This is a genomic window from Ancylobacter sp. SL191, from assembly GCF_026625645.1.
Taxonomy (GTDB): Bacteria; Pseudomonadota; Alphaproteobacteria; order Rhizobiales; family Xanthobacteraceae; genus Ancylobacter.
On record NZ_CP113056.1, the window covers coordinates 365747 to 392207 of the forward strand.

The window sequence follows — 26461 nt, forward strand, 5'->3', positions numbered from 1 at the left end:
CGTGCCTCGCGCGCGATGCAACCACAAGCGGGATTCTGCGTAACACTGCGGCGGTTGGAGGCGCGGGCTATTTGATGAAGGGCGCGGCGTCCTCTATAGCAGGGTGAACTCATGTCTCCGGGGGAATGCGAATGTCGGGAGGGGCTGCTACGACCAAGCCGACCGGCATGGCCGAACCCGCCGCCGGCGATCTCAGTGCCACGGGGCGCCGCTCGGCCCGGCTGCGGCTGCGCGCGGCCTGGATGTACTATGTCGAGGGCATGACGCAGAGCGCCATCGCCGACGCGCTCGACATTGGCCGCGTGACCGTGGTGCGCCTGCTCGCCGATGCCCGCCAGCTCAACGAGGTGAAGATCTCGCTCAGCCGCGAGATCGCCGAGCTGCCGCGGCTTGAGATGGGCCTGCAGAAGGCCTTCGGCCTGCGCGAGGCGGTGGTTGCCCCGCTTTCCGGCCCGCTCGCCGACCCGACCAGCGCCATCGGCGCCGCCACCGGGCAGGTGATCTCCGACCTCATCCGGCCCGACATGAAGATCGGCTTCGGCTGGGGCCGCACCTTGATGCGCGCGCTCGGCTTCATCGACGAGAAGGCAGTGTCGAACCTGCAGGTGATCTCGCTGCTTGGCGGCATCACCAAGGCGCGCCAGTACAACCCCTCGGAATTCGCCTGGCAGCTCTCGCGCATTTTCCAGGCCGATTGCCACCTCATCGCCGCCCCGGCCATCGTCGACAGCATCGAGACCAAGAAGGCGCTGATCGAGCGCTGCGGCCTCGGCACCGTCTACAATCTCGCGCGCGAGATGGACGCGGTGGTGCTGAGCGTCGGCGAGATGGAGACGGAAAGCACCTCGCTGCGCTTCGGCTTCTTCTCACAGGCCGACTGGGCCTCGCTGATCGCCGCCGGCGCGGTGGGCGACGTGGTCTATAACTTCATCGACATTGACGGGCGTCCGGTCGACCACCCCGTGAACAGCCGGGTCATGTCGATCCCCATCGAAACGCTGCAGGCGACGCCCGAGCGCATCCTCACCTCCGGCGGACCGGGCAAGACCGCGGCGGTGCTCGGCGCGCTGCGCATGCTGCGGCCGACCGTCTTCATCACCGACGAGGTCACGGCCGCCGCCGTTCTGCAGGCGGTGGGCGCCGAGGACTGATCGGGACGACGGATCCAGAAGACTGTTCCATCTTGCGCTCGACCTATTTGCCTCCGGCGAAATGTCGAGTACCGAAGACCATTGACGAGTACCAAGACTCCCATGCGCCGGCCTTAGCGTCGGCGGCTGGGCCGGATGGAAGGGTTGAGCGTATGCTCGGGGCTAGCGGCATCGTGCGGTCAGGCTTCGCCGCCGAACTGGAACAGTGGACCGCCAAGCACGGGCCGGTGACCATCGGTCTCGCCGGCGCCGGGCAGATGGGCACCGACCTCATCGTGCAGGCCGCGCTGATGCCGGGCGTGCGCATCGGCGCCGTGGTCGAGCTCAACGCCCAGACTGCGATCGACGCCGCGCTGATGGCCGGCCATGCCCGCGAGGACATCGTCTCCGTCGGCACAAGCGGGCAGATCGACCGCGCCATCGAGACCGGCAAGTTCGCCATCACCGACGACTACCGCGCCATGTGCGCGGCCGGGCATATCGACGTGGTGATCGATGCCACTGGCAGCCCGAATATCGGCACGATCGTCTCGCTGGAGGCGATCCGCAACGGCAAGCATGTGGTGCTGCTCAGCGTCGAGGCCGACATCACCATCGGCCGCTTCCTCAAGCAGGAAGCGCGCAAGGCCGGCGTGGTGCTCACCGGCGCCGCCGGCGACGAGCCCGCCGCCACGGTGGAGCTGATCGGCTTCGCCCAGTCGCTCGGTTTCGAGATCGTCTGCGCCGGCAAGGCGAAGAACAACGCCTTCAAGCCCGACGCCATCCCCGACGAGTTCGAGGAGGAGGCGAAGGCCCGGAACATGAACCCGCGCATGCTGGTCGAGTTCGTCGACGGCTCCAAGACCATGGTGGAGATGGCCGCGCTGGCCAACGCCACCGGCCTCGTGCCGGACGTGCCGGGCATGCACGGCCCGGCGGCGGATCGCGACGTGCTGGCGCAGGTGCTCTGCACCAAGGAGGATGGCGGCATCCTCTCGCGCTCGGGCGTCGTCGACTTCACCCTCGGCAAGGGCGTGGCGCCCGGCGTGTTCTGCATCGTCAAGCCGCGCCACCCGCGCGTGATGGAGCGCATGGCGGACCTCAAGGTCGGCCCCGGCCCGTGCTTCGCGCTGATCCGGCCCTATCACCTCACCAGCCTTGAAGTGCCGCTCTCGGCGATGCGCGCAGTGATGCACCGGGCGCCCGACATGGAAGTGCTCGACCATCCCGTGGCCGAATGCACCGCGCTCGCCAAGCGCGACCTCGCCCCCGGCGACGTGCTCGGGCGGATCGGCGAGTATGATTATCGCGGCTACACGATGGGCTGGCGCGACGCACGCGACAGCCTCGCCCTCCCCCTCGGCCTTGCCGAGCGCGCCCGCGTGGTGAAGCCGGTGCGCAAGGGCGAGCGGCTGACCTATGACAATTGCGTGCCGGACGACCAGATGATCGTCACCCAGATCCGCCGCCGCCTCGACCAGGCCGACGCGCAGTTCCTGGCGGCCTGAGAGCGGCTCGTGCCGGGCGCCGCCTCAGGCGTTGCCCGGCCGGGAGGTCGCGAGCGCGGTGAAATGGGCGTCCGCAAGGCGCGCCTCGGCTTCCGCGAGGGCTTCCGCGAGCTGGCGCACCTGCGCGGGATCGAGCACGAGCTGGAGCGCGGGCACCGGTTCGCCGGGCTTGGGCGCGCTGGTGCCGATCTCGATGCGCAGCCCCACCTTCTCCGTGCCGAACAGGGCGGTGGTGAAGGCCTGCATCGGCCACACCTTGAGATGCCCCTTGTCGTCCTTGTCCCAGTCGTCGAAACGGCCGGCCATGTAGCTCTCCTCACCTGATGATCGGGCGTACCTGAACGGCACCCGGCTTTGCTCCCGTCTAGCATCAAATCGGGCGCGCGCGACAGGGTTGGTGCGGTGACGACGTGAAGCTCAGGAAGCTGGCGGGGCAGCGCGACCGCTCTCGCGGAAGGTCCAGATGGCGTTGCCGGCATAGTGCCAGAGCACGAGAAGGCCGGTGACGAGGATCTGCGCCGGCAGATAGGGCGCGCCGAGCGGGCCGGTGAGCAGCGCCATCAGCGCGGCATTGATGAGGAGACCGAGGCCGGCGACGGTGAAGAACTTGCCGGCCGCCTCGACATGCCCCTTGCTGGACCGGAAGATGACGCGCCGGCTGAGCTGGTAGTTCACCAGCCCGCCGGTCAGGAACCCCGCGGTGGAGCCGAGCACGGGGCCGGTGAGGCCGCCCTGCACGAGGCCGATCAGCACCGCGTAATGGGCCAGCGTGCCGAGCGCGCCGAGCGCGGCGAAGAGCACGATGTGGCGGGCGCGGGCCAAAAGCGCCGCGCGCGTCGTCACCCCCTGCGGGAGCGCCCCGCTCACGGTTTGGCCTTGGCCACCTGCGGGCCAACCGCTTCCTGCAACGACACGGCAGGCGCGTTGAAATCGATGCCCCAGCCGTCATCATCCGGGATCTGCACCGGCAGCTCGATGGGCGGGTTCTTGCCGCGCACGTCGAACACGCTCGCCATCGGCACGCCCATGCGGCTGATCGTGGCATAGGTCAGGCCCGGCACGTTGTCGCAGCCGACATTGCGGGCGGAGATGACGAAATCGGCGTCGTCCCAGTCCTCGACCATCTCGAATTCCGGGCCGAGATGGGTCGAGACCTGCACGTCCTCGGCGCAGACCGCGACCTTGTAGTGCAGCGGTGCCTTGCCCGGCGCGGCGGCCGCTTCCTGCGCGAGGCCGTGCAGCAGGGTGAGGCTCGCCTCCTCCAGGCTCGCGCCCCAATAGTCGCCCTCGAAGCGGCCCCAGGCGCCGGCGGTGCCGCCAACGAGCTGGTTGTAGCCGACATACTGATACGGATGCAGCCGGGCGAAGGTGTCGGCGTTGAAGCCGAACAGCCCCACGGCAAGCGTGGCGAAGGCGATGCCCGGAAGCGGGCCGGCCGCCGCCAGCATCCGCCAGGCCGCCGTGAGGCCGAAGGCGGCGAGCACGGTGACCGGCGGCAGGACGAAGAGGAAATGTCGGATGCCGTTATAGAGCGGGGGATGGTCGATGAGGGTGAACACCACCGGCACGGCCACCGCCAGCATCACCGGCAGTACAGCGAGCAGCCGGCGCGGGTGGCGCGCCAGAAGGTTCGCCGTCCCGTCGCGGCGCACCTCGCGCGCGAGGCGCAGCAGCGCGACGCCCGCCATGGCCAGCGCGGCGACGAGGCCCATCAGCGTGATCTCGGGTAGCTTGATCAGCAGATATTCCGACATGTAGGTCGGCGGCAGCTGGTCGATCGGCAGCGTCTCGCCATTGAACAGCGTCTTCAGGTCGAAGGCGAAATTGTTGAAGGCGCCCATCGCCGTGAAGAAGTTGCTCGGCGGCAGCACCGACCACGGCCAGGTCACCGCCATGATGGCGAGCGCGATCAGGCCGGAGACGATCAGACGCGGCAGCAGGCGCACCGGCAGCCACGGGTCGCGCAGCAGCGCGGTGCCGACGGCAAGCGTCACCATCAGATAGAACACGGCGAAGACACCGCCGACGCGCAGGCCGAGCGCGCAGCCGACCGAGACGCCGAGGCCGACCACCAGCCGCCAGCTGGGCAGTTCCGGCAGGCGCGCGCCGAGCGCGGCGATGCAGTAGAGGCTCCACACCATCATCGCCGCGAAGGGCACGTCCTTGGTGTGGGTGAACATCGCCCCGCCATACATGCCGGTGACGGCAAGCATCAGCACGGCGAGGATGCCGGCCTTCTCCCCGCCCAGCAGGCGGGCGAGGCGCCACACGCCGATCAGCCCGACAAAGCCGAAGCTGGCCGAAAGCAGATGCCGCCATTCATAGAGCGGCAGCGGCACATAGGGCTGGAGCCCGGCGGCGATCAGATCGAACAGCCCGCCATAGAGGTAGAGGTTGATGTAGTGGAAGGCGCTCTCGTCGGAGAAGCCGCTGGCATACCAGTTGAGCAGAAGCTGCCCATAGGCATGCTGCACCGGCTCGTCATTGCTGACGCCATAGTCGCGGAAGGTCAGCAGGATGAAGGCGGCGATGCCGGCGAAGACGGTGAGGCTCGCCACGCGGGTCAGGGTGGCCGAGCGCCATAGGCGCGCCAGCCGTGAACGCACCGGCGCAAGGCGCGACCTCTCGGCCGCGGCCGACGGAAAGGACGGGGAAACACTCACGAGATACGACCGTCCGGCACGAGCGAGGGGGTCTGCGCACCGTGATCAGCGGCAGCATGAGCGAAGGCGGCCGGCGTCAGGGCGGCGGAGCCAAGCGCCGCCGGCGTGAAGCCGATCTCGTCGGCGATCAGGTAAAGCGGACGGCGCTTCACCTCGGTGAAGATGCGCCCGATATACTCGCCCATCACGCCGAGGCTGATGAGCTGGACGCCCGAGACAAACAGCATGCTGACCATGATGGTCGGAAAGCCCGGCGTGCGCACGCCGAACACGAGCGCCTCGCCGATCAGATAGATCCCGTAAAGGCCCGACAGGCCGGCCAGCAGCACGCCGATGAAGGACCAGACGCGCAGCGGCACCATGGAGAAGGAGGACAGCCCGTCAAAGGCGTAGCGCAGCAGCCGCAGCAGATTGAACGAGCTGACGCCGCCGGCGCGCTCGGCCACCTCGAACTCGATCTCTTCCTGGCGGAAACCGACCCAGCTGGTGATGCCCTTCATGAAGCGGTTGCGCTCGGGCAGCGCGTTGATCGCGTCGACCACGCGGCGGTCGAACAGGCGGAAGTCGCCAGCGCCCTCGGGAATGTCGACCTCGGAGAGGGCGTGGAAGAAATGGTAGAAGCCGCGCGTCAGCAGGCGGCGGGAAAAGGGATCGGTGTCGCGCGAGCGGCGCACGGCGATCACCATCTGGGCGCCCGCGCGCCAGCGGGCGATCATCTGCGGGATGACCTCCGGCGGGTGCTGGAGATCGGAATCCATCAGCACGACCATGTCGCCCACCGCGGCACGCAGGCCGGCGGCCATCGCCGCCTCCTTGCCGAAATTGCGGGCGAAGCGCATCGCCTTCACGGTGGGGTCGGCGCGGCCGAGTTCGATCAGCGTGGCGAAACTGTCGTCGCGGCTGCCGTCATCGACGAAGATCAGCTCGCGCGCGATACCGGGCTCGGCATCCAGCACGGCGCAGAGCCGGGCATGGAGCGCGCGCAGGCAGCTCGCCTCATTGTACACGGGGACGACGATGGAGATCAGGCGAGCTTCCGCAGGGTGCATGTCCGGCATGTTTTCGTCGCTGGTTTTACTTGACGCCTACCGTCAGGGAAGGCCACCTGTCAAATCTCTAGAGCAGTTTTGGCTGTTCTGAAGCTTGCGAAGACGTAAAATCGGATTGTGAAGTTTGTTAGGCGTGACGAAACCCATGGATGATGACGGCACAGCAATAGTAGTTTGCGCCGATGATTACGGTTTGAGCATGGGCGTTTGTGATGCAATTGAGCGCCTGATCGTTCAGCGGAGGCTTTCCGCGACCGGGGCGATGACCGGCATGGCGGGCTGGCGGGCCCGCGCGGGCGATTTCCGCGCGCTCATTCGCCAGCACCCGGCCGATGTCGGCCTGCATTTCACGCTCACCGGCCAGCGCCCGCTCACCCCGGCGCGGGGGCTGGCGCGGGACGGGCGCCTGCCGGAAATCGGCCCGCTGATCCTGCGCGCCTTCGCCGGCACGCTGCCGCGCTCCGCCATTCAGGACGAACTGCGCGCCCAGCTCGACGCCTTCGAGGATGAATGGGGCGCGCCGCCCGATTTTCTCGACGGCCACCAGCACGCCCATGGCCTGCCGGGCATCCGCGAGATCGTGGTGGAAGAACTTTCCCGCCGCTATGGCGGCGCGGATATCTGGCTGCGCAATTGCCGCGAACCGGCGGCCTGGGCGCGGCGGCGCGGGCATGGTTGGCGCAAGGCGCTGCTCATCGGCACGCTGACCGCCGGCACCGCCCGGCGCGCCGCCGCTGCCGGCATTGCGTCCAATGACAGCTTCCGGGGCCTGTATGATTTCGGGCCGGAGCCCGGCTTTCGCACGGTCTTCCGCGCGGCGCTGCAGGGGCCGGGGGAGCGGGTGCTGGTGCACTGCCATCCCGGCACGGTGGATGAGGAACTGCGCCGCCTCGATCCGCTGCTGGAGCCACGCGAGCACGAGTTAGCCTATCTCACCTCCGACGCCTGCGCCGAGGATCTCGCCACCGCCGGGGTTCGGCCGGCGCGCTTCCGGGAGACCGGCGGGCGCTGAGGTTCAGCGGCGCGGCGCTTCCGGCGCGGCGTCTCCCACCACCTCGGGCCGGTCGGCGGCGGCGAGGCGGCCCTCCTCGGCCTTGTAGTAAAACTGGCTCGCCACCAGCCAGCCCTTGAGCGGGCGCAGCGGCGGGATGCAGGTCAGCAGCAGCACCGGCAGTGTGGTGAAGAGGTGGACCCAATAGGGCACCTGATAGGCCACCTCCAGCCAGATGCCGAACAGCACGGCCGGGATGCACACGAAGCAGATGACGAAGAAGGCCGGCCCATCCGCCGGATCGGCGAAGGAATAATCGAGCTCGCAAACCTCGCAGCGCGGCGCCAGGGCGAGGAAGCCGTCGAACAGATGCCCCTGCCCGCAGCGGGGGCAACGCCCCTTCACACCGGTCTCAAAGGGCGACAGCCTCGGCCATTCGCGCGCGGACATGCTGGTCTCTCCCGTCATGGGCGGCGGCGCGTCCCATCGGCGCCGCCTTGGAAATGCGCGCGGGACGCCATCAAGTCAATAAATGACTGCAAACATTTATACAGTCAATTTGCATTCAATAGCGTCATGTATGGATCAGCGGCTTCCGCTACCGCAAGGGCGACGTTAACCAATTGCGGCGAATCTTGGCGGGCATCGAATGGTCGATTCGCCCCGCACGAGTTTCGTATGAGTAACGTCATCCCCTTCCCGGCCCGCCTCCGTGAGCCCGAGCCGAACGACTTCGACATCGACCTGTTCACCGCCGTGGACGTGGCCATTCGCGACCTGCGCGACATCGCCCAGCGGCTGCGCGGTGACGTCACCGGGCAGGAGCAGGCGGAGGAATGCATGCTCATGCTCGCCCGCGCCCTGGAGAGCGCCCGCCTGAGCGGCTGAGGGGCGTCAGGCGATGAAGCTCTTGACGAGGTAAAGGGCGGTCTGCAGGAACGCCCAGATGACGCCCGAGACCACGCCGAGCGATCCGAACGCCAGCGCCATGCCGGCGAGGATCCAGATGCCGTCGCGCTCCAATATGCCGAGCGCGAGAATGCAGATGGCGAGCGCCGGCAGCATGTTGCCAAGCGGAATCGGCAGCACCAGCACGATCGCCAGCACGAAGCACATGATGCCGATGACATATTCGGCCGGCGGATGCGCCAGCGCGCCGAAGCGCGGCTGAAGCAGACGCTCCGCCTTGGCGAGCCAGGGCACCGCCTTGTCGATGAAGCTGGCGAAGTCACTGCGCGCGATGGACCGCCCGGCGATCACCCCCGGCAGCCAGGGCTGCATGCCGAGCGCGAGCTGCGCGGTGAGGAAGATCAGCGGCGCGCCGAGAATGGTCGAGGTGCCCGGCGGGGTCGGCAGCACATTCGGTAGCGCGAAGATCAGCATCAGCGGCCCGAAGGCCCGCTCCTGCATGGCGTGCAGGAGATCGCCCACCGCGATACGCTCGCGGCTGGTGTCGTTGGCGATGCGGCTCAGCACATCCGACAGGCGCACGGTCTCGTCCGTCGCACCCGCCGAATCGTCCGGCGTTTCCGGTGCGGGCTCGCGCACCGTCGTGTCGTCGGACGAGAAATCGCTGGGCAAGGCGAACCAACTCCTCACGGATGCCCGATCACCGGGCTCCACGTCGGCTTCAGATAGGCGCCGATTGTGACGTTCACCAGAAGGCGGGCGCAATTTCCGCCGACGTCAGGTCCAGCTGAACAGGAAGGCGCCGACCGCCACCAGCAGGATCACCACGGCGGCGATCGAGTGCTTCATGGTCCATTGATGCATCGTCATGGCACGCTCCCTTTTCCGCCCCCGGTGTGCCGCCTCCTCAACCTGACGTCAATTGATCAATCGCTCCGAAGCAGCTAGCGAGGCTGCCCTCACCGACCACCCGCGCGGCCGCCATGCCCGCATCTGCAGCTCAGGAGTTCCCATGGCGTTCTGCGGCCTCGATTTCGGCACCTCCAACACCACGCTCGGCCTGTGGCGGGCCGGCGCGCCGGCGCTCGCCCCGCTGGAGGACGGCAAGGTGACGGTACCGAGCGCGGTGTTCTACGATCCCGCCGGCACGCTCTCCATCGGCCGCGACGCCATGGCGCGCTATGTCGCTGGTGAGAATGGCCGGCTGATGCGCAGCCTCAAGGCGGTGCTCGGGAGCCCGCTGATCGAGGAGAAGACGCAGATCGGCCGTCGCGCCATCGGCTTCCGCGATGTCATCGGTGACTTCCTGAAGACGGTGAAAGCCCGCGCGGAAGCGAGCACGGGGGCCGTTCTCGAACAGGTGGTGCTCGGCCGGCCGGTGTTCTTCGTCGATGACGACGCGGCCGCCAATCGCAAGGCCGAGGAGGCGCTGCGCGCCATTGCGGAGGGGGCGGGCTTCTCGGCCATCTCCACCCAGTTCGAGCCGATCGCCGCCGCGCTGGATTATGAGCAGCAGGTGGGCGACGAGCAGATCGCGCTGATTGCCGATATTGGCGGCGGCACCTCGGATTTTTCCATCGTCCGCCTCGGCCCGCAGCGCGCCCGCAAGGCCGAGCGCGACGACGACATTCTCGCCAATGACGGCGTGCGCATCGGCGGCACGGATTTCGACCGCTATCTGTCGCTCGGCACGCTAATGCCGCTGCTCGGCTTCCGCAGCCCGATGAAGCGGGCGGGTCGGGATGTCCCGAGCGGCTATTTCCACGAGCTCGCCACCTGGTCGAGCATCAACCGGCTCTACACCGCTAAGACCCTGCGCGAGCTGACCGAGGTGCGGCGCGAGGCGGCCAACCCGGCGCTGGTCGAGCGGCTGATCCGCGTGGTCGAGGAGCAGCGCGGGCATACGCTGGCCATGGCGGCGGAAGAGGCCAAGATCGCCCTCACCGACGCGCCGCGTGCCGAGATCGAGCTGAACTGGCTGGAGGCCGGCCTCTCGCTCGGCATCACGCCGGAGGAGCTTGAGACGCATACCAGCGCGCTGGCCGAGCGCATCGCCGGGCGCATCGCGCTTTGCCTCACCCAGGCCAGCCTCGCGGGCGACGCCATCGATGCGCTGTTCCTCACCGGCGGCTCGACGCGCCTTGCCCATGTGCGCACCGCCATCATCGCCGCCCTGCCGGACGCGCGGGTGGTGGAGGGCGACACCTTCGGCTCGGTCGGCACCGGCCTCGCCATCGAGGCCGCGCGACGGTATGGCGGCTCAACCGTGCCGCAGGTGAAATGACTTCGGCCGGGTAAGCATCTCGAAGCCGATGCGCGAGAGCGTGGCGCCCCGCCCGGTGTCCTTCACCCCGGTCCAGGCGAGGCCGGGATCGAGATAGTCGCAACGGTTCATGAACACGGTGCCGGTCTCGATCTCGTTGCCGAGCGCCTCGGCGGTCTCCACATCGGCGGTCCAGATCGAGGCGGTGAGGCCGTAGACGCTGTCATTCATCAGCGCCAGCGCCTGCGCGTCGTCCGTCACCTTCATGATGCCGACCACCGGGCCGAAGCTCTCCTGCGTCATCACCGACATGGAGTGATCGACACCGGTGAGCACCTGCGGGGCGAGATAGGGCGTGCCCGCGCGGTTGGCGGGGAAGCGGGCGGGGTCGATATGGGCGGTCGCGCCCTTGCCCACGGCCTCGGCGATCTGGCCGCGGATCAGGTCGGCGAAGCGGCCCTGCGCCATCGGGCCGAGCGTGGTCGCCTCGTCCAGCGGGTTGCCGAGCACATAGCCGGCGGTGAGATCGACAAAGCCCTCAATGAAGCGGTCATAGAGGCTCTCATGCACATAGATGCGCTCGATGCCGCAGCAGCACTGGCCAGAATTGTAGAAGGCGCCGTCGACAAGGTTCTCCACCGCGAAGGCGAGGTCGGCATCGGCGCGCACATAAGCGGGATCCTTGCCGCCGAGCTCCAGCCCGAGCGGGGTGAACGTGCCCGCCGCCGCACGCTCGATGGCGCGCCCGCCTTCCACCGAGCCGGTGAAATTGACGAAATCGACCGCACCCGAGCCGATGAGGCGGGAGGTCTGGTCGTGTGTCAGCACGAGATTGGTGAACAGGCCCTTGGGCAGGCCGGCGCGGTCCATCGCCATCTGGAAGCGCTCGCCGACCAGAATGGTCTGTGCCGCGTGCTTCAGCAGCACCGCATTGCCGGCAATGAGCGCCGGGGCGATGGTGTTGACCGCCGTGAGATAGGGGTAGTTCCACGGCGCGACGACCAGCACGATGCCGAGCGGGTCGCGCTTCACATAGCGGCGGAAGCCGTCGCGCGCATCATGCGGCACGACCGGGTCGAGCGCGCCGCGCGCCGCCATCTCCACCACGTAGCGCACGCGCTCCTCGAAGCCGCGGAACTCGCCGCCATTGCGCACCGGCCGGCCCATCTGCTGGGCGAGCTCGGGCACGATCTCCTGATTCATCGCCAGCATGGCGTCGAGGAAGCGCAGCACATGGGCGGAACGCTCGGCGATCGGCACCTGCCGCCAGTCGCGCTGGGCGATGCGGGCCGCCTCCAGCGCGGCGGCAAGGGAGGAATCGCTGGCGGCCGGGCGGCGGGCCAGTTCGGTGCCGTCGATCGGGGAAATGCAGACGATATCGCTCATGAACCTGCCCTCGCTGGTCATCTGCCTATAGCGCGGCGCCCCTTCACCCGTCCATCAGCGCCGATAGTGGCTGCTGGAGCATAGGCAAAACCTATCAAGATGCGTCTGCGGTGCCTTGGTAGTGCCGATTTCGCGCGGATGTTCGCTATATCTGAGGGTCATCGCTGAACACCGGCACCCGTCCGCCGGCACGCATGATGGTCGCTGATGCTGAAACTCTCTCCCGATATGGCGACCGCCGACACAACCGACGCCCGCACCGACGCCATGATGTTCGACCTCGCGCCGATCTCTCTGTGGCTTGAGGATTTCAGCGCGGTGAAGGCGCTGTTCGAGCAATGGCGGGCCGAGGGGGTGATCTCGCTGCGTGAGCATCTGCGCGGGCGACCGGAGCGGGTGGCGGAGTGTTCCCGGCGCATCCGCGTGCTCAAGGTGAACCAGCGCACGCTCGACCTGTTCGAGGCCAACAGCCTCGACCACCTCGTCGCCCATCTCGACAAGGTGTTCCGCGACGACATGCTGAAGACCCATATCGAGGAGCTGTCGCAGCTCTGGGACGGGCATCGCAGCTTCGCCAGCCATACGGTGAACTACACCCTGTCGGGGCAGCGCCTCGACATCCAGCTCAAGGGCCAGGTTTTGCCCGGCTATGAGGAGAGCCTGGAACGGGTGCTTCTCGCGGTGGAGGATGTGAGCAGTCGCGAAACCGCGCGCCGGCAGGCGGCGCAGGCGGAAATCTATGCGCGCGGCCTGTTCGAGCATTCGCCGGTTTCGCTCTGGGTGGAGGATTTCTCCAGCATCAAGCACCTGCTCGACGATGTGCGCCGCCGCGGCATCACGGATCTGCGCGTCTTCACCGACGTCCACCCCGAATTCGTCGAGCGCTGCATCAGCGAGGTGCGCGTCATCGACGTGAACCAGCACACGCTCGACATGTTCGGCGCGGCGAGCAAGTCCGACCTGATCGCCCATATGGGAGCGGTGTTCCGCGACGAGATGCACCGGCATTTCCGCGAGCAGCTCATCGAATTGTGGAACGGCAAGCTGTTCCACCAGCGCGAGGTGGTGAACTACACGCTTGGCGGCGACGAGCTGCATGTGCATCTGCAATTCTCGGTGCTGCCGGGCCGCGAAGAGGACTGGTCGCTGGTGCAGGTCGCGCTCACCGACATCACCGCGCGCAAGAAGGCCGAGGCCTATCTCGAATATCTCGGCCAGCACGATGTGCTGACCAAGCTCTACAACCGCTCATTCTATGCCGACGAGTTGAACCGGCTGGAGCGCAAGGGGCCCTTCCCGGTCACCATCATCATGGTGGACCTGAACAATCTGAAGCTGGTCAACGACCAGCTCGGCCATGCCGCCGGCGACACGCTGCTGCGCCGGGCCGGCGAGGTGCTGGCCAAGGCGGTGGACCGGCCGAGCTGCGCCGCCCGCATCGGCGGCGACGAGTTCGCCATCCTCCTGCCGGGTGTCGATGTCGCGGGCGGGCAGGCGGCGATCGAGAATATCGGCAAGCTGATCGAGCTGAACAACCAGTTCTATTCCGCCACCACCCTCTCGGTGTCGATGGGCATGGCGACAAGCCTCGCCGGCGAGCGGCTGGAGCAGGTGGTCAAGCGCGCCGACTTCGCGATGTACCAGCACAAGCGCGGACAGGGCGTCGCGACGCCCGACGCCTGAGATGAGGCTTCAGGCACGGATGGTGAGGTGCTCCAGCGCGGCCAGATGCACCACGCAGATCTTGTTGCCCTCGGGATCGCGGAAATAGGCGCCGTAATAGTCGGGCGCATAGCTCGGGCGCAGGCCCGGCTTGCCCTCGTCGATCCCGCCCGCCTCGATCGCCGCCTGCCAGGCCGCGTCGACCGCTGCCGGAGACGGGGCGGCGAAGCTGACCTGCGTGCCATTGCCCCAGGTGGCTGGCAGCCCGTTGAACGGCAGTTGCACGAAGAATTGTGGCCAGCGGCTGCCCGGCATCACCCACATGGCGCCATCCGGCCCGCCATCGGAGGGCTCGTCCACGCGCGTGAGCCCGAGCGGGGACAGTACCTTGTCGTAAAAGCCGGTGAGGAGGGTGAGGTCGCGGGCACCGAGGATGATGTGGCTGAACATTGATCTGACTCATGGAAGGGGAGCAGAAGGCGGCCAAGGTGATGTGGCGCGCCCGCTCTCCACCGGCAAGGCCTGCGTTCAGAAGGGTCGACAGGCCGGCGATTGCGCAGTAAAGGGTGCCCCAGGGAATTACATGGACTTCCGGTTTGTTTGGAAGTTTTCACTTAGACGGTTTGTAAATGAGCAACCTGCATCACGAACGCGTCCTGTCGGTGCATCACTGGACGGACAATCTGTTCACCTTCACCACGACGCGCGACCCGGCGCTGCGCTTCAAGAACGGGCAGTTCGTGATGATCGGGCTGCCGGTCGACGGCAAGCCGCTGCTGCGCGCCTATTCCATCGCCAGCGCCAATTACGAGGAGACCCTCGAGTTCTTCTCCATCAAGGTGCAGAACGGCCCGCTGACCTCGCGTCTCCAGCACCTCAAGGTGGGTGACGAGGTGATCGTCGGGCGCAAGCCGACCGGCACGCTGCTGGTGGATTATCTCGTCCCCGGCCGCCGGCTCTATCTGCTCGCGACCGGCACGGGCCTCGCGCCCTTCATGAGCCTGATCAAGGATCCCGAGACCTACGAGGCTTACGAGAAGGTGATCCTCGTGCACGGCGTGCGCACCGTGGGCGAGCTCGCCTATCAGGACTTCATCGAGAACGAGCTGCCGGACAACGAGTTCTTCGGCGAGTTGGTGCGCGAGAAGTTGGTCTATTACCCGACCGTGACGCGCGAGCCCTATCGCAACCAGGGCCGCATCACCGACCTCATCACCTCGGGCAAGCTGTTCGAGGATCTCGGCCTGCCGCCGCTCGACAAGGAAGACGACCGCGTCATGCTGTGCGGCAGCCCGCAGTTGCTCGACGATATGCGCGTCATCCTCAAGGAGCGCGGCTTCGAGGAAGGCTCGACCACGGAGCCGGGCGACTTCGTGATCGAGAAGGCCTTCGTCGAGAAGTAAGCTGCGTCGAGACGTGAGTGCCGGAACCGGCGCCCGCTCAGCGCAGGCGCCGGTTCGGATCCCACGCCGCCTCGCGCTCGCGGGCAGCCTCCTCGGGCGAGAGGATGCGGTATTCGGCGTCGATCACTGTGGCGCCGCCCGCCGGGCGCTTGCGACCGCCGAACAGGCGGTAGGCAATGCCGGCGATGGCGATGACCGGAAAGACCACGAGGAACACGCTCGCCGCCACCAGCGCCAGCGCAATGCCGACGGCCAGAGCCACGGCGACGACCACGGCCACCTGCCACCAGCTCACCCGCCGGACGGTGAAGCGCATACGGTCGAAGGGATCGCTCGAGTTCATCCTTTTGGTCTTTCCTCCTGGGCGGTACTGCCGCTTTTCCCGGATATGGGGGCCAATGGCCGACATTCCAGCGCCCATCCTATAGAATCCCACCGCGGCCGGAATCGGGCGTATCCGCGATCACCCTGCGGCAGGCGCCGCCCGCGCCGGGAGAGACATGATGATCCTGCGTGACGCCACCGCCCACGACCTGCCGGGCATTCTCGCCATCTACAACCATGCCGTGCTGCACTCGACGGCGATCTGGAACGACACACCGGCCGACCTTGCCAACCGCAGTGCCTGGCTGGCGGACCGCCGCGCCAAATCCTACCCGGTCATCGTCGCGGCCGAGGGCTACGAGGTGCTCGGCTATGCAAGCTTCGGCGATTTCCGCCCCTTCGACGGCTTCCGCATCAGCGTCGAGCACTCGGTCTATGTCGCCGAGCACGCGCGCGGGCGCGGCCTTGGTGGCAAGCTGGTGGAAGCGCTGTTCGAGCCCGCCCGCGCCATCGGCAAGAAGGTGATGATCGGCGGCATCACCGGCGGCAACACCGCCTCCCTCGCTTTGCACACCCGCCTCGGCTTCACCGAAACCGGCCGTATGCCGGGCATCGGCACCAAGTTCGGCCAGCGGCTGGATCTGGTGTTCATGCAACTTGAGCTGTGATTTCGCCAGATTAAACTTTAAGTTGCATATTCTATTATGACGCGTCTAGCATGGGGCCTTGGTTGGGAAGGGGCGCCCTGTCATGAATCCGCTGAACGCAACGAACTATGACGAAGTCGTCGCGCTGCTGGTGGCATTGGTCTTGCCATTCATAGTCATCAAGATCAGGAACAACCTCCGGCGCGAACGCTATTCCCTTGTGCAAGAAATCGCACAGGCCTTCGGATTCGAGACTGATACATCGCCGTCCTTCGAGTTTGTAAAGTCGAAGTATGATGGGAGAAGTCAGGAGTTCTCTTCCTGGCAGATCTATCTCAGCGCCATCCCTTATGTCGTCCTCTCGACGATAGGGCTCTCCGTCATCTTCACACCACTGGGCGACGTGGTGACGAAGGATCAGGCCCCGAAGATCGGGCCAATCCTCCTTCTCGCCGATGGGCTTAGCTGCTGGCCCGACTGCACGGCGGCGCAGGACGGCAAGCCGGCTATGGCATCGATGACCGCCGCTGACGTCGTTCAGGCACAGTCCGGCGCGGCGCCGCCAGCGCCAGCGCCTCAGGCCCCTGCCTCAGCCCCGACAAATGGCACGGGTGAGGGCAGCCTGGTCGCCCCCCAGCCTTGTCCCTATGGCACGACCTCCTGCCAGATGATGCGCAGCCTCACCGTGGTCGCCTTCACCTTTGCCGGCGCCATCCTGTTCTCGCTGACCTACCTGCTGCGCGCGGTCACGAATTTCGAGCTGGGACCGCAGACCTTTCTTCGCGTCACGATGAACATGCTGTTCGCCGTGGTCTGCGTGATCGCCCTCTGGCGCATCGCGCCGGCGGTGCCGAGCTTGTCCGCGGCGAGCGGGCTCTGGTACGGCATCGCCTTCCTGATCGGCTTCCTGCCGGATCTGGGCCTGCGCCTGCTGGTTTCCAAACTGTCTCTGCCCCTGAAGGGCTACCGCAGCGATCTACTGGAAAAAACACCCGTCGTACCGCTCGAAATGATCGACGGCATCGACTCCGCGACCGCCTTCCGGCTGCAGGACCAGCAGATATTCGACGTCCAGAACCTTGCAACGTTCAACCCCATCATGTTGCACGTCGAGACGCCATTCGGCTTCTATGAGGCGATCGATTGGGTCGCGCAGGCGCAGCTTTGCACCATCGTCGGCCCCGATGGCTTCGTCGCGCTCCGCTCGCGCAACATTCGCACCATCTTCGATCTCGAGCGGGCCACCATCGATCCGCGAGCGACCCCGGCGATCCGCCGCGATCTGGCTCAAGTCATCTTCAAATGGTCGTCCGAGCGTTTCGCCGAGCCCGAAGATCCGCGTGTCGCCGCAGACGGTGTCGGACAGCAGCAGAACCAAGCGGCAGACCTCGCAGCAGCCGCCGTGCCTCCCGCGGCTGCTGCCGGCGCGCCGGCGCCCGACGACGCACAACGGCCCTCGCCTGCGCGCGCGACGACGGCGACGACGAGCCGCTTTGGCGACGCGGACCTGATCCATCTCTTCGAGGTCATGGTGGACGATCTGCACGTCCATCGCCTGCGGCAGATATGGGAGCTGGTCGGAACTCGGCTCGGCGCGCGCTATACGCATCTCGCGCCTGTGACGCCGGCGCAACCGGCATGAAAAAGGGCGCCTCGCGGCGCCCTTTCCGTTTCCGGCCGAGGCCGATGGATCAATAGCGGTAGTGATCCGGCTTGAACGGGCCCTCGACGGGCACACCGATATAGTCGGCCTGCTCGGGGCGCAGCTTGGTGAGCTTCACGCCGAGCTTCTCGAGGTGCAGCGCGGCGACCTTCTCGTCGAGGAACTTCGGCAGGGTGTAGACCTTCTTCTCGTACTTGCCCGGGTTGGCCCAGAGTTCGATCTGCGCCAGCGTCTGGTTCGCGAAGGAGGACGACATCACGAAGGAGGGGTGGCCCATGGCGTTGCCAAGGTTCACCAGACGGCCTTCCGACAGCAGGATGATGCGGTTGCCCGATGGGAACTCGATCTCGTCGACCTGCGGCTTGATGTTGTTCCACTTGAAGTTCTTGAGACCCGCGACCTGGATCTCGTTGTCGAAGTGGCCGATGTTGCAGACGATGGCCCGGTCCTTCATCTGCCGCATGTGATCGACGGTGATGATGTCCTTGTTGCCGGTCGCGGTGACATAGATGTCGGCGCGCGAGAAGGCATCCTCAATGGTCGCCACCTCATAGCCTTCCATCGACGCCTGCAGGGCGCAGATCGGATCGACTTCGGAGACGATGACGCGCGCGCCGGCCTGGCGCAGCGAGGCGGCCGAGCCCTTGCCGACATCGCCGAAACCGGCGACGAAGGCGACCTTGCCGGCCAGCATCACGTCGGTGCCGCGACGGATGGCGTCGACCAGCGACTCACGGCAGCCATAGAGATTGTCGAACTTCGACTTCGTGACGCTGTCATTGACGTTGATCGCCGGGAACAGCAGCTTGCCCTGCTCGGCGAGCTTGTAAAGGCGGTGCACGCCCGTGGTGGTCTCCTCCGAGACGCCCTTGATCGAGGCGGCGACCTGCGCGAACCAGCCCTTCGGCTTCTCGGCGAGCAGCTTCTTGATGAGGGCGAAGAAGATCACCTCTTCCTCGGACTCGGCCTGGTCGAGGAAGGCGGTGTCGCCATTCTCGGCGCGCAGGCCGTGATGCACAAGCATGGTGGCGTCGCCGCCATCGTCGAGGATCATGTTCGGCACGCCGCCGTCATGCCAGTCGAACAGCTTGGCGGTGAAGTCCCAGTACTCGACCAGCGTCTCGCCCTTGAAGGCGAAGACCGGCGTGCCGGCGGCGGCGATGGCGGCGGCGGCGTGGTCCTGGGTCGAGAAGATGTTGCAGGAGACCCAGCGCACATCCGCGCCGAGCGCCTTCAGCGTCTCGATCAGCACGGCGGTCTGGATGGTCATGTGCAGGGAGCCGGCGATGCGCGCGCCCTTGAGCGGCTGCGACGGGCCATATTCCGCACGGATGGCCATGAGGCCCGGCATCTCGGTCTCGGCCAGATCGATTTCCTTGCGGCCGAAATCGGCGAGGCCGATGTCCTTGACGATGTATTCGCTGGCGAGGGCCATGAAAGCTCTTCCTGACGGGTGACGGGTTCGGCATGCGGTTTACCAGCTACAGCCTGGCATAGCAATAACGACATAAAGATGTCTTTATGTCGCGTGACGAACCCACGGGATCAATCGCGGTTTTACCGGCACGACGATACCCGCGCTATGCGAGACGCTTCCAGTCTGGAGGGATTGGCGATAGAGGCGGGGGACGGGCGCCGGCCGGGCGACGGGCTGCTACTCGTCCTCGCCGAAGCGGTCGGCAATGAGATGGGTCAGCGCCTCGATCACGGCCTGCGCCTCCCGCCCGGAAGCGGCGACCTCGATGGAGGTGCCCGGCGCGGCGGCCAGCATCATCAGGCCCATGATGGAGGTGCCGCCGACCGTCTCGCCGCAGCGCGTGACGCGCACATCGGCGTCGAAGCGCTCGACGGTCTGCACGAATTTGGCGGAGGCGCGCGCGTGCAGGCCGCGCTTGTTGACGATGGCGAGCTCACGCGTGAGGGCGACCGACGTGTCCATCATTTGCCCGCGAGCACCCGGCTGGCGATGTTGATGTATTTGCGCCCGGCATCCTGCGCCTGCACCACCGCCTCGGCCATCGGCAGCTCGCCGCGCACGGTCGCGAGCTTGACCAGCATGGGCAGGTTGATGCCGGCGACGACCTCGATGTCGGGCGAGGTCATGACGGAGATGGCAAGGTTGGAGGGCGTACCGCCGAACATGTCGGTGAGAATGACCACGCCGCCGCCGCTGTTTACGGCCTCGACTGCGCCGACAATGTCGTTGCGGCGCTGCTCGATATCGTCGTCAGGGCCGATCGTGATCGTCTCAAGCTGGGATTGCGGTCCCATGACGTGTTCAAGAGCTGAACGGAATTCGCTGGCCAGGCGTCCGTGCGTTACAAGTACGAGACCTATCATTCTGCTCCGCCGCGCCCGCCTACGGCACAAGTGCATCTCTGCGCGGGACCTCCTGAATGATCAATTCAGAAGCACCCCTCTTTATGGGGCGCTCATCATCGTTGCAGCGCACACGAATGGCAAGGGCGTAGGGGCAGAAAGTCGAAGCATATTCGGGTGATTGACCTAGAGGGGCGCCGGATCGCTGAGCAGGCACGCAAGAACCTGCTGGAGCGCATCCCCCGCGCGCAGCACCGGCAGGCGCGCAACCTCAACGTCGCAAATCACGCAACGGCAGGCTTCCGGAGCCGGCAGGCGAGCCGCGTCGGGCGCGTCGAGATCGACCACGAGGTGGAGGGGCGCCTCAGCGACATGCGGCAATCGGCGCAGGCCCGCGCCGCGAATTTCGATCATCCCTGCCAGAGCGTGCGGCGCGGCGGCGACCAGCCGGCCCTCGCGTGCGTTCACATGCACCCGGTCATCCGCCACGAGTTCGGTCGGCGGCACCCGACCCGAACCGCCGGCGAGGATGAGGGCGAAAGCAAGATGCGACTTGCCTGTCCCGGAGGCTCCTCGGATCAGCACGCCGCGCCCGCCGACGCTGACACAGGAGGCATGGAGCGTCGGGTTCTCCATGGTCAGGCCGCTGGCAGATGCACGATGAAGCGGGCGCCGGCCGGCCGCGGCCCCGCCCCGTCATCCGCCGCCTCGATCACCGGCTTGCGGGCGCGGCCCTTGGCCTTGCCTTTCGCCTCGCCCGAGGTCGCCGGCCGGTTCTCGGCCCAGATCCTGCCGGCATGGGCATCGACGATCTGTTTGGAGATCGACAGGCCCAACCCTGAATTCTGGCCGAAGCCCTGCTCCTCGGGACGATCCGTGTAAAAGCGCTCGAAGATGCGCCCGAGGGCATGGGGCGGAATTCCCGGCCCGTCATCGTCGACGATGATTTCCACCGCGTCTTTCAACCTTCGGCAGGTCACCCGCACCTCGCCGCCCTTGGGCGAGAAGGAGCGGGCATTGTCGATGAGGTTGTTGATGACCTGGCCGAGGCGGGAATCGTGGCCGAGAACAATGAAGCCGCCAGTGACGCCAGCCGACGGCTCGAAGGTGAGGTTGACGCTCACCCCGTCGCCCCGCCTCACATCGTTATGCACGCTGGTTACGGTGGTGAGCAGGCGGGTGAGATCGACCGGCTCGGCCTCCTGGCGCTGCAGCTCGGCATCGAGCCGCGAGGCATCGGAGATGTCGGTGATGAGTCGGTCGAGCCGCTTCACATCGTGCTGGATGACCTCGAGCAGCCGCGCGCGCGACGTGTCGCTCTTGGCGAGCGGCAGCGTCTCCACGGCGGAGCGCAGGGAAGTGAGCGGATTCTTCAGCTCGTGCGACACGTCCGCCGCGAAGCTCTCGATGGCCTCGATGCGCGAATAGAGCGCGTCCGTCATGTCGCGCAGCGCGCCGGACAGATGGCCGATCTCGTCCGAACGGCGGGTGAAGTCCGGGATCTCGACGCGCGAACGGGTACGCCGGCGCACGCGCTCGGCGGCATCCGCCAGCTTGCGCACTGGGCCGGCGATGGTGCTGGCGAGCAGCAGCGAGACCACCACCATCACCGCCATGGCGACCAGGAAGACGCGCACGATGACGAGCCGCTCGGCGGCGACCGCCTGCTCGATCTCCTCGCTCTGGGTCGAGAGCAGCAGCGCGCCCAGAACGGCCCGGAAGCGCTGCACCGGCACGGCGACCGAGACGATGACCTGGCCGCGGTCATTCACCTGCACCGCATAGGCATTGCGGCCCTCGAGCGCGGCGGCGACTTCCGCATAGCCCTTGCCGTTATTGGGGCCGAGATCCTTGTAGAGCGGCAGATCCCCGCGCTCGAACCAGAGCTTGAGCCGGTTCCAGGTCTTTTCGAACCAGTTCGGCCGACGCTCGGTCGGCGCCGACATCTCGAAGCGCAGGATCTCGCCCTTGGAGTAAAGCGAGCGGGAATCGAGCAGCAGGCCACCATCGCGGTCATAGATGCGCGCGCTGGTGCCGGTCGGCTCGACAAGGCGCTTCAGCACCGGGGCGACGCGCTCGGGATTGATGGGGAATTCCAGCGGCGCGAAGCCGTCCTCGCCGGGACCGTAGCTCTCGCCGGCCCGCAGCTCCAGAAGCCGCTCGGGGTCGATGGTGATGGCGTTGGTCTCGACCTGCGCGGAGCCGGCAATGGCGGCGGCGATGATCTCGCCCTGCACCAAAAGGCTCTGAATCCGCGCGTCGATCAGCCCCGCCCGAAACTCCGACAGATAAAGGATGCCCGACACCAGCGCGCACATGCCGACGAGATTCAGCAGGACGATGCGGCGGGTAAGGCTGGAGAAGCTCTGGAAGGCGACGAAATTGCGCAGCCGCCCGGCGGCGCCGATGAGGCCGGCGACCCGCCCCTTGCGCGGCGCGTCGTCGTCCGGGCCCTCGATGCCGTCGCGCGGATCCTCGTCCTCGGCCGGGGGCCGGTTGGATGCGGGATCGAGCAAGAGGCCGCTACTCCTTGAAGCGGTAGCCGACGCCGTAGAGCGTCTCGATCATCTCGAAATTGTCGTCGACCACTTTGAACTTCTTGCGCAGGCGCTTGATGTGGCTGTCGATGGTGCGGTCGTCGACATAGACCTGATCATCATAGGCCGCGTCCATCAGCGCGTTGCGGCTCTTGACCACGCCGGGCCGGGTCGCGAGCGCTTGAAGGATCAGGAACTCGGTGACGGTGAGTGTCACGTTCTCACCCTTCCAGGTGCAGGTGTGGCGCTCGGGATCCATGCGCAGCTGGCCCCGCTCAAGCACCTTGGCACTGTCGGTCTCGCGCGGCAGCGTGCCGTCCTTGGGCGAGACGCGGCGCAGCACCGCCTTCACCCGCTCGACCAGCAGGCGCTGGGAGAAGGGCTTCTTGATGAAGTCGTCGGCGCCCATCTTGAGGCCGAACAGCTCGTCGATCTCGTCATCCTTGGAGGTGAGGAAGATCACCGGCATGTCGCTCTTCTGGCGCAGGCGGCGCAGCAATTCCATGCCGTCCATGCGCGGCATCTTGATATCGAAGATGGCCAGGTCCGGCGGGCTGGTCTTGAAGCCGTCCAGCGCGGTGGCGCCATCAGTATAGGTCTGGATGCGGTAGCCTTCCGACTCGAGGGCGATCGACACGGAGGTGAGGATGTTGCGATCGTCGTCGACGAGAGCGATGGTCGGCATCTGGACACTTTCCTGTTCGGCGGCGGTAGTTGAAGCAGCCTGCGGGTGAACCGTGCCGCCGTGGCCATAATGTGACAGGCAAACTGATTCAACAGAAATAGCGCGTTTCACGCCAGATAGCCAATCGCGCGGACCGCCGCGCCCGCGCTCCCCCTCCCGCGCGATGCCGCAGGCGTGGCTTGACGAACGGCAAGCGCCGGGGGCACGACTGTCCCCCGCCCCGCCAACCACCTATGGCAACGGAGGAATTTCATGGCCGCCCGCTCGTCCGCCACCCCGGCTTCCGCGACAGCCCCCACCCTGTCCTTCGATGCACCCGCCGCCACGCGCCGGTTGCTGCGCGAGGCACGGATCGGCGCGCTGGCGACTCTCGACGCCGAGGGCGGCCCCTATGCCTCGCTGGTGCAGGTCGCGACATTGCCGGACGGCACGCCGATCCTGCTGCTATCCACCCTGGCGCGGCATACGCGCAATATCCTCGCCGACAGCCGGGTGTCGCTTCTGATCGATGAACGGCGCTCCGGCGACGAGCTTCAGGGCGCGCGCGCCGGTTTGATGGGGTGTGCAGTCAGGCTAAGTGAGGCCGATGAGATCGAGATGGCGCGGCGCCGGTTCCTGGCCCGCCACCCCGACGCGGCGATGTTCGTCGGCTTCGCCGATTTCGCCTTCTACCGGGTGGAGGTGACGAGCGCGCACCTCGTCGCCGGCTTCGGCCGCATCACCGATGTCAGCCGCGACGACCTCATCCTCGACACCTCGGACGCGGCGGAAATGCTGGCGGCGGAGGAGAGCGCGGTCGCCCATATGAACGAGGACCACCGCGACGCCATCACCCTCTATGCCCTGCACCTCATCGGCACCGGGCCGGGCGACTGGCGGATGATCGGCATCGACCCCGCCGGCTGCGACCTGATGTCCGGCACGGAGGTGCGGCGCCTCGATTTTCCCCGCCGGGCCACCACGGCCCGCGCGATGCGGGAAATCCTTGTGGAACTGGCCACCAAGGCCCGCGGCGCGCCGGTGGATTCGTCCCAATAGGCGGGCGCGCCGGGCCCGGCCTTAACCTATGACCATCGCTTGGGCCCGGTTTCGTCACACAATCGACCCGGAAGATCGGCGAAAAACGCGCCTGGGCGCACCCGGTGCCCCTGTATGTCCCGCGTCAGGAGGAGCCGACCTTGCAACAGTCTGGCACGCGTAACGAGCAGCACGGCCTTGAATCCCTTGGGCTTGACGGCACCGGCAAGCTGTTCTGGAACCTCAACGAGGCCGCCCTTTACGAGCGCTCCATCGCCCGCGGCGAGACCCGCCTCTCGGCGACCGGAGCGCTGGTCGCCGACAGCGGCGCCCACCGCCATCTGAGCGAGGCCGACCGCTACATCGTCCGCGAGGCCGACACCGAGGAGAGCGTGGACTGGGAGAGCGCCAACGCCCTCCTCCGCGACGCCTTCGACGCCTTCCGGGCCGATTTCCTTGCCCATGCGAGCACGCGCACGCTGTTCGCGCAGGATGTGATGGCCGACGACGTACCGGTGCGGGTGCTGACCGAGCACGCCTGGCACGCGCTCACCCTGCGCAACCTGCTGCGCCCGCTCGATGCGCAGGCCATTGCCGGCGCCACGCCGCGCCTCACCCTCCTCTGCGTGCCAAGCTTCAAGGCCGAGCCGGAGAAATACGGCGTGCGCAGCGCGACCGTCATCGCCGCCGATCTCGCCGCCGGTCTGGTGCTGATCGCCGGCACCGCCCATGCCGGCGAGATCCGCGCCGCCCTGCTCACCGCGCTCGGCCAGATGCTGCCCGACAGTGGCACGCTGCCGCTCTGCGCCGCCGCGAGCGCGGACGAAGCGGGCGATACAGCGCTGTTCGTCGGCCTTCCCGGCACCGGCAAGTCCGCGCTCGCCAGCGCGGATGGCCGGGTGCTGATCGCCGATGGCGGGCTCGGCTGGCGCGCGGAAGGCATCCGCGCGCTGGAGAGCGGCGCCTATGTGCGGGCCGATCACCTCAGCGCCGAGGACGATCCGGCGCTGTTTGCCGGGCTCGCACGCTTCGGCACCGTGCTGGAGAATGTCCCGCTCGACCCGGAGAGCCGCGTGCCGCTGCTCGGCGCCGACAGCCCGGCGGAAAATCCCCGCGCGGCCTTACCGCTCGCCGCGATCCGCGCCGCCGCGTCCACGGGGCACGCGCCGCGCGCGCTGTTCCTGCTCAGCTGCGACACGACCGGCATCCTCCCGCCCATCGCCCGGCTGACCCCAGCACAGGCGATCTATCATTTCCTGTCCGGCTACAGCGCCCGCCTGCCCGAGAGCGCGGCCGGCATCGAGGAAGCGCAGGCCAGCTTCGCCGCCGGCTTCGGCGCCCCCTTCCTCGCCACGCACCCGGCCCGCAGCAGCGCGCTGCTGCGTCCGCTGGTCGCGCAGGAAGGGATGACCTGCTGGCTGGTCAATACCGGCTGGATCGGTGGCAAGGCCGGCACCGGGCGGCGCGTGCCGCTGGAGACCAGCCGCCGTCTGGTCGCCGCCGCGCTCGACGGCACGCTGGAGGCCGGCGAATGGCGCACCGATCCGCATTTCGGCTTCATGGTCCCGAAGGCCATCGAGGGCGTCGATGCTCGCCTGCTCGACCCCGCCCGCAGCTGGGCGAGCCGCATGGACTACGCCAAGACCGCGCGCCAGCTCGTCATCCGCTTCAGCAACAACTTCGCCCGCTTCGAGGGCCTGGTCGATGACGAGGTGCGCGGCGCCCAGCCGAGCTTGGCCATCGCCGCCGAATGATGGCAGCATGGGCCTCCCGCAATGGAGGCCCGCCATGCGCCACGCCGCCCGTGCTCTCATTCTCGCCGCCATCGGTCTCGCGCCCGCCCTCGCCGAGGCGGGGACGGCGCGTGTGAGCTTCATCGCGCCGGAGGGCTACACCGACGGCAATCTCGGCTGGGCACCGGTGGACCAGCGCCTCACGCTGGAAGGGCTCGCCCGCATCGTCGAGCGGCTCGCCACCACGCGGCTGCCGCCCGGCGACGCGCTGGAGGTGAGCGTTCTCAATCTTAACCTCGCCGGCATGATCAACCCGCTCGCCTCACGCACCGGCACGCTGCGGGTGATGCGCGAGGATACCTGGCCGTCGATCAAGCTCGCCTACACGCTGCGCCGGGACGGGCGCGTGCTCGCGCGCGGCGAGGAGACCATCCGCAGCCTGAACTATCTGATGGACCCGGTGGCGGTGCGCTCGGTCGATCCGCTGCGCTTCGAGAAGGCGCTGCTCACGCGCTGGTTCACCACCACCCTGCGCCCCTATCTCGCGAGCGAGGCGCAGGGCTGAGGATGGG

The 26461-nt window shown here is 67.2% G+C and carries 27 protein-coding genes; 12 read left to right on the forward strand and 15 right to left on the reverse strand.

Going from position 1 to position 26461, the window contains the following annotated elements:
* The first annotated feature begins 131 nt into the window (after positions 1 to 131).
* Entirely contained in the window at positions 132 to 1151 is a 1020-nt protein-coding gene (locus OU996_RS01670; RefSeq protein WP_267583950.1) for a sugar-binding transcriptional regulator, read from the forward strand.
* A gap of 152 nt (positions 1152 to 1303) precedes the next feature.
* A complete protein-coding gene (locus tag OU996_RS01675; RefSeq protein WP_267583951.1) occupies positions 1304 to 2638 on the forward strand; it encodes an NAD(P)H-dependent oxidoreductase in 1335 nt (444 codons plus the stop codon).
* A gap of 24 nt (positions 2639 to 2662) precedes the next feature.
* Here OU996_RS01675 and OU996_RS01680 read toward each other — a convergent pair whose 3' ends face one another.
* The 4 genes from OU996_RS01680 to OU996_RS01695 all read right to left on the reverse strand — a co-directional run bounded on the left by OU996_RS01680 (position 2663) and on the right by OU996_RS01695 (position 6359).
* Complete coding sequence (locus tag OU996_RS01680) at positions 2663 to 2944, reverse strand: hypothetical protein (RefSeq protein ID WP_267583952.1); 282 nt, start codon at positions 2942 to 2944, stop codon at positions 2663 to 2665.
* A gap of 111 nt (positions 2945 to 3055) precedes the next feature.
* Positions 3056 to 3505 carry a GtrA family protein gene (locus tag OU996_RS01685; RefSeq protein WP_267583953.1) on the reverse strand — a complete coding sequence of 150 codons (450 nt, stop codon included), beginning with the start codon at positions 3503 to 3505 and terminating at the stop codon, positions 3056 to 3058.
* Positions 3502 to 5244: an ArnT family glycosyltransferase gene (locus OU996_RS01690; RefSeq protein WP_267583954.1), complete on the reverse strand. Its 1743-nt coding sequence runs from the start codon at positions 5242 to 5244 to the stop codon at positions 3502 to 3504. Before OU996_RS01690 ends, OU996_RS01685 begins: the two co-directional genes overlap by 4 nt.
* Before the next feature lie 53 nt (positions 5245 to 5297).
* Positions 5298 to 6359, reverse strand: coding sequence for a glycosyltransferase family 2 protein (locus OU996_RS01695; RefSeq protein ID WP_267583955.1), 1062 nt, complete (start codon positions 6357 to 6359; stop codon positions 5298 to 5300).
* Between the two features lie 136 nt (positions 6360 to 6495).
* On the opposite strand from OU996_RS01695, the gene OU996_RS01700 reads away from it, so the two are divergent.
* Positions 6496 to 7362: a ChbG/HpnK family deacetylase gene (locus tag OU996_RS01700; RefSeq protein WP_420712671.1), complete on the forward strand. Its 867-nt coding sequence runs from the start codon at positions 6496 to 6498 to the stop codon at positions 7360 to 7362.
* 3 nt (positions 7363 to 7365) lie between these two features.
* Here OU996_RS01700 and OU996_RS01705 read toward each other — a convergent pair whose 3' ends face one another.
* Positions 7366 to 7791 (reverse strand): DUF983 domain-containing protein, encoded by a 426-nt coding sequence (locus OU996_RS01705; protein WP_267583956.1) that lies wholly within the window; start codon positions 7789 to 7791, stop codon positions 7366 to 7368.
* A 228-nt stretch (positions 7792 to 8019) separates the two neighbouring features.
* Here OU996_RS01705 and OU996_RS01710 point away from each other — a divergent pair, with 228 nt between their 5' ends.
* Positions 8020 to 8229 carry a hypothetical protein gene (locus tag OU996_RS01710; protein WP_267583957.1) on the forward strand — a complete coding sequence of 70 codons (210 nt, stop codon included), beginning with the start codon at positions 8020 to 8022 and terminating at the stop codon, positions 8227 to 8229.
* 6 nt (positions 8230 to 8235) lie between these two features.
* On the opposite strand, the gene OU996_RS01715 is transcribed toward OU996_RS01710, so the two are convergent.
* Entirely contained in the window at positions 8236 to 8889 is a 654-nt protein-coding gene (locus tag OU996_RS01715) for an exopolysaccharide biosynthesis protein (RefSeq protein ID WP_420712738.1), read from the reverse strand.
* A 373-nt stretch (positions 8890 to 9262) separates the two neighbouring features.
* On the opposite strand from OU996_RS01715, the gene OU996_RS01720 reads away from it, so the two are divergent.
* Positions 9263 to 10534, forward strand: coding sequence for an Hsp70 family protein (locus tag OU996_RS01720; RefSeq protein ID WP_267583959.1), 1272 nt, complete (start codon positions 9263 to 9265; stop codon positions 10532 to 10534).
* On the opposite strand, the gene OU996_RS01725 is transcribed toward OU996_RS01720, so the two are convergent.
* A complete protein-coding gene (locus OU996_RS01725; protein WP_267583960.1) occupies positions 10511 to 11899 on the reverse strand; it encodes an aldehyde dehydrogenase family protein in 1389 nt (462 codons plus the stop codon). The genes OU996_RS01720 and OU996_RS01725 overlap by 24 nt on opposite strands.
* 207 nt (positions 11900 to 12106) lie before the next feature.
* Here OU996_RS01725 and OU996_RS01730 point away from each other — a divergent pair, with 207 nt between their 5' ends.
* Positions 12107 to 13582 carry a diguanylate cyclase domain-containing protein gene (locus OU996_RS01730; RefSeq protein WP_420712672.1) on the forward strand — a complete coding sequence of 492 codons (1476 nt, stop codon included), beginning with the start codon at positions 12107 to 12109 and terminating at the stop codon, positions 13580 to 13582.
* A gap of 9 nt (positions 13583 to 13591) precedes the next feature.
* Here the strand turns inward: OU996_RS01730 and OU996_RS01735 are convergent, their stop codons facing one another.
* Positions 13592 to 14011, reverse strand: a complete 420-nt coding sequence (locus tag OU996_RS01735) for a VOC family protein (RefSeq protein ID WP_267583961.1) — start codon at positions 14009 to 14011, stop codon at positions 13592 to 13594.
* Positions 14012 to 14190: 179 nt separating this feature from the next.
* Here OU996_RS01735 and OU996_RS01740 point away from each other — a divergent pair, with 179 nt between their 5' ends.
* A complete protein-coding gene (locus OU996_RS01740) occupies positions 14191 to 14964 on the forward strand; it encodes a ferredoxin--NADP reductase (RefSeq protein ID WP_267583962.1) in 774 nt (257 codons plus the stop codon).
* Between the two features lie 37 nt (positions 14965 to 15001).
* Here the strand turns inward: OU996_RS01740 and OU996_RS01745 are convergent, their stop codons facing one another.
* Positions 15002 to 15307, reverse strand: a complete 306-nt coding sequence (locus OU996_RS01745) for a hypothetical protein (RefSeq protein WP_267583963.1) — start codon at positions 15305 to 15307, stop codon at positions 15002 to 15004.
* 160 nt (positions 15308 to 15467) lie between these two features.
* Between OU996_RS01745 and OU996_RS01750 the strand changes: the two genes are divergently transcribed.
* Together OU996_RS01750 and OU996_RS01755 are read left to right on the forward strand one after the other, a co-directional pair.
* Positions 15468 to 15956: a GNAT family N-acetyltransferase gene (locus OU996_RS01750; protein WP_267585552.1), complete on the forward strand. Its 489-nt coding sequence runs from the start codon at positions 15468 to 15470 to the stop codon at positions 15954 to 15956.
* 82 nt (positions 15957 to 16038) lie between these two features.
* Positions 16039 to 17577 (forward strand): hypothetical protein, encoded by a 1539-nt coding sequence (locus OU996_RS01755; RefSeq protein WP_267583964.1) that lies wholly within the window; start codon positions 16039 to 16041, stop codon positions 17575 to 17577.
* Between the two features lie 49 nt (positions 17578 to 17626).
* On the opposite strand, the gene ahcY is transcribed toward OU996_RS01755, so the two are convergent.
* The 6 genes from ahcY to OU996_RS01785 form a co-directional block, all read right to left on the reverse strand.
* Complete coding sequence (gene ahcY, locus OU996_RS01760) at positions 17627 to 19033, reverse strand: adenosylhomocysteinase (RefSeq protein WP_267583965.1); 1407 nt, start codon at positions 19031 to 19033, stop codon at positions 17627 to 17629.
* Positions 19034 to 19252: 219 nt separating this feature from the next.
* Positions 19253 to 19540, reverse strand: coding sequence for an HPr family phosphocarrier protein (locus tag OU996_RS01765; protein ID WP_267583966.1), 288 nt, complete (start codon positions 19538 to 19540; stop codon positions 19253 to 19255).
* Positions 19537 to 19938, reverse strand: a complete 402-nt coding sequence (locus OU996_RS01770) for a PTS sugar transporter subunit IIA (RefSeq protein WP_267583967.1) — start codon at positions 19936 to 19938, stop codon at positions 19537 to 19539. The genes OU996_RS01765 and OU996_RS01770 overlap by 4 nt, the downstream gene beginning before the upstream one ends.
* A gap of 165 nt (positions 19939 to 20103) precedes the next feature.
* Positions 20104 to 20553 (reverse strand): HPr kinase/phosphorylase, encoded by a 450-nt coding sequence (locus OU996_RS01775; RefSeq protein WP_267583968.1) that lies wholly within the window; start codon positions 20551 to 20553, stop codon positions 20104 to 20106.
* Between the two features lie 2 nt (positions 20554 to 20555).
* Positions 20556 to 22433 (reverse strand): sensor histidine kinase, encoded by a 1878-nt coding sequence (locus tag OU996_RS01780; RefSeq protein WP_324290719.1) that lies wholly within the window; start codon positions 22431 to 22433, stop codon positions 20556 to 20558.
* A gap of 7 nt (positions 22434 to 22440) precedes the next feature.
* On the reverse strand, positions 22441 to 23139 hold the full coding sequence (locus OU996_RS01785; RefSeq protein ID WP_267583969.1) for a response regulator transcription factor: 699 nt from the start codon (positions 23137 to 23139) through the stop codon (positions 22441 to 22443).
* Between the two features lie 252 nt (positions 23140 to 23391).
* Between OU996_RS01785 and OU996_RS01790 the strand changes: the two genes are divergently transcribed.
* The 3 genes from OU996_RS01790 (at position 23392) to OU996_RS01800 (ending at position 26454) form a co-directional block, all read left to right on the forward strand.
* Positions 23392 to 24177, forward strand: coding sequence for a HugZ family protein (locus OU996_RS01790; protein ID WP_267583970.1), 786 nt, complete (start codon positions 23392 to 23394; stop codon positions 24175 to 24177).
* A 140-nt stretch (positions 24178 to 24317) separates the two neighbouring features.
* Positions 24318 to 25910, forward strand: coding sequence for a phosphoenolpyruvate carboxykinase (ATP) (locus OU996_RS01795; protein WP_267583971.1), 1593 nt, complete (start codon positions 24318 to 24320; stop codon positions 25908 to 25910).
* 34 nt (positions 25911 to 25944) lie between these two features.
* A complete protein-coding gene (locus tag OU996_RS01800; protein ID WP_267583972.1) occupies positions 25945 to 26454 on the forward strand; it encodes a DUF3016 domain-containing protein in 510 nt (169 codons plus the stop codon).
* The last annotated feature ends 7 nt before the right edge of the window (positions 26455 to 26461 follow it).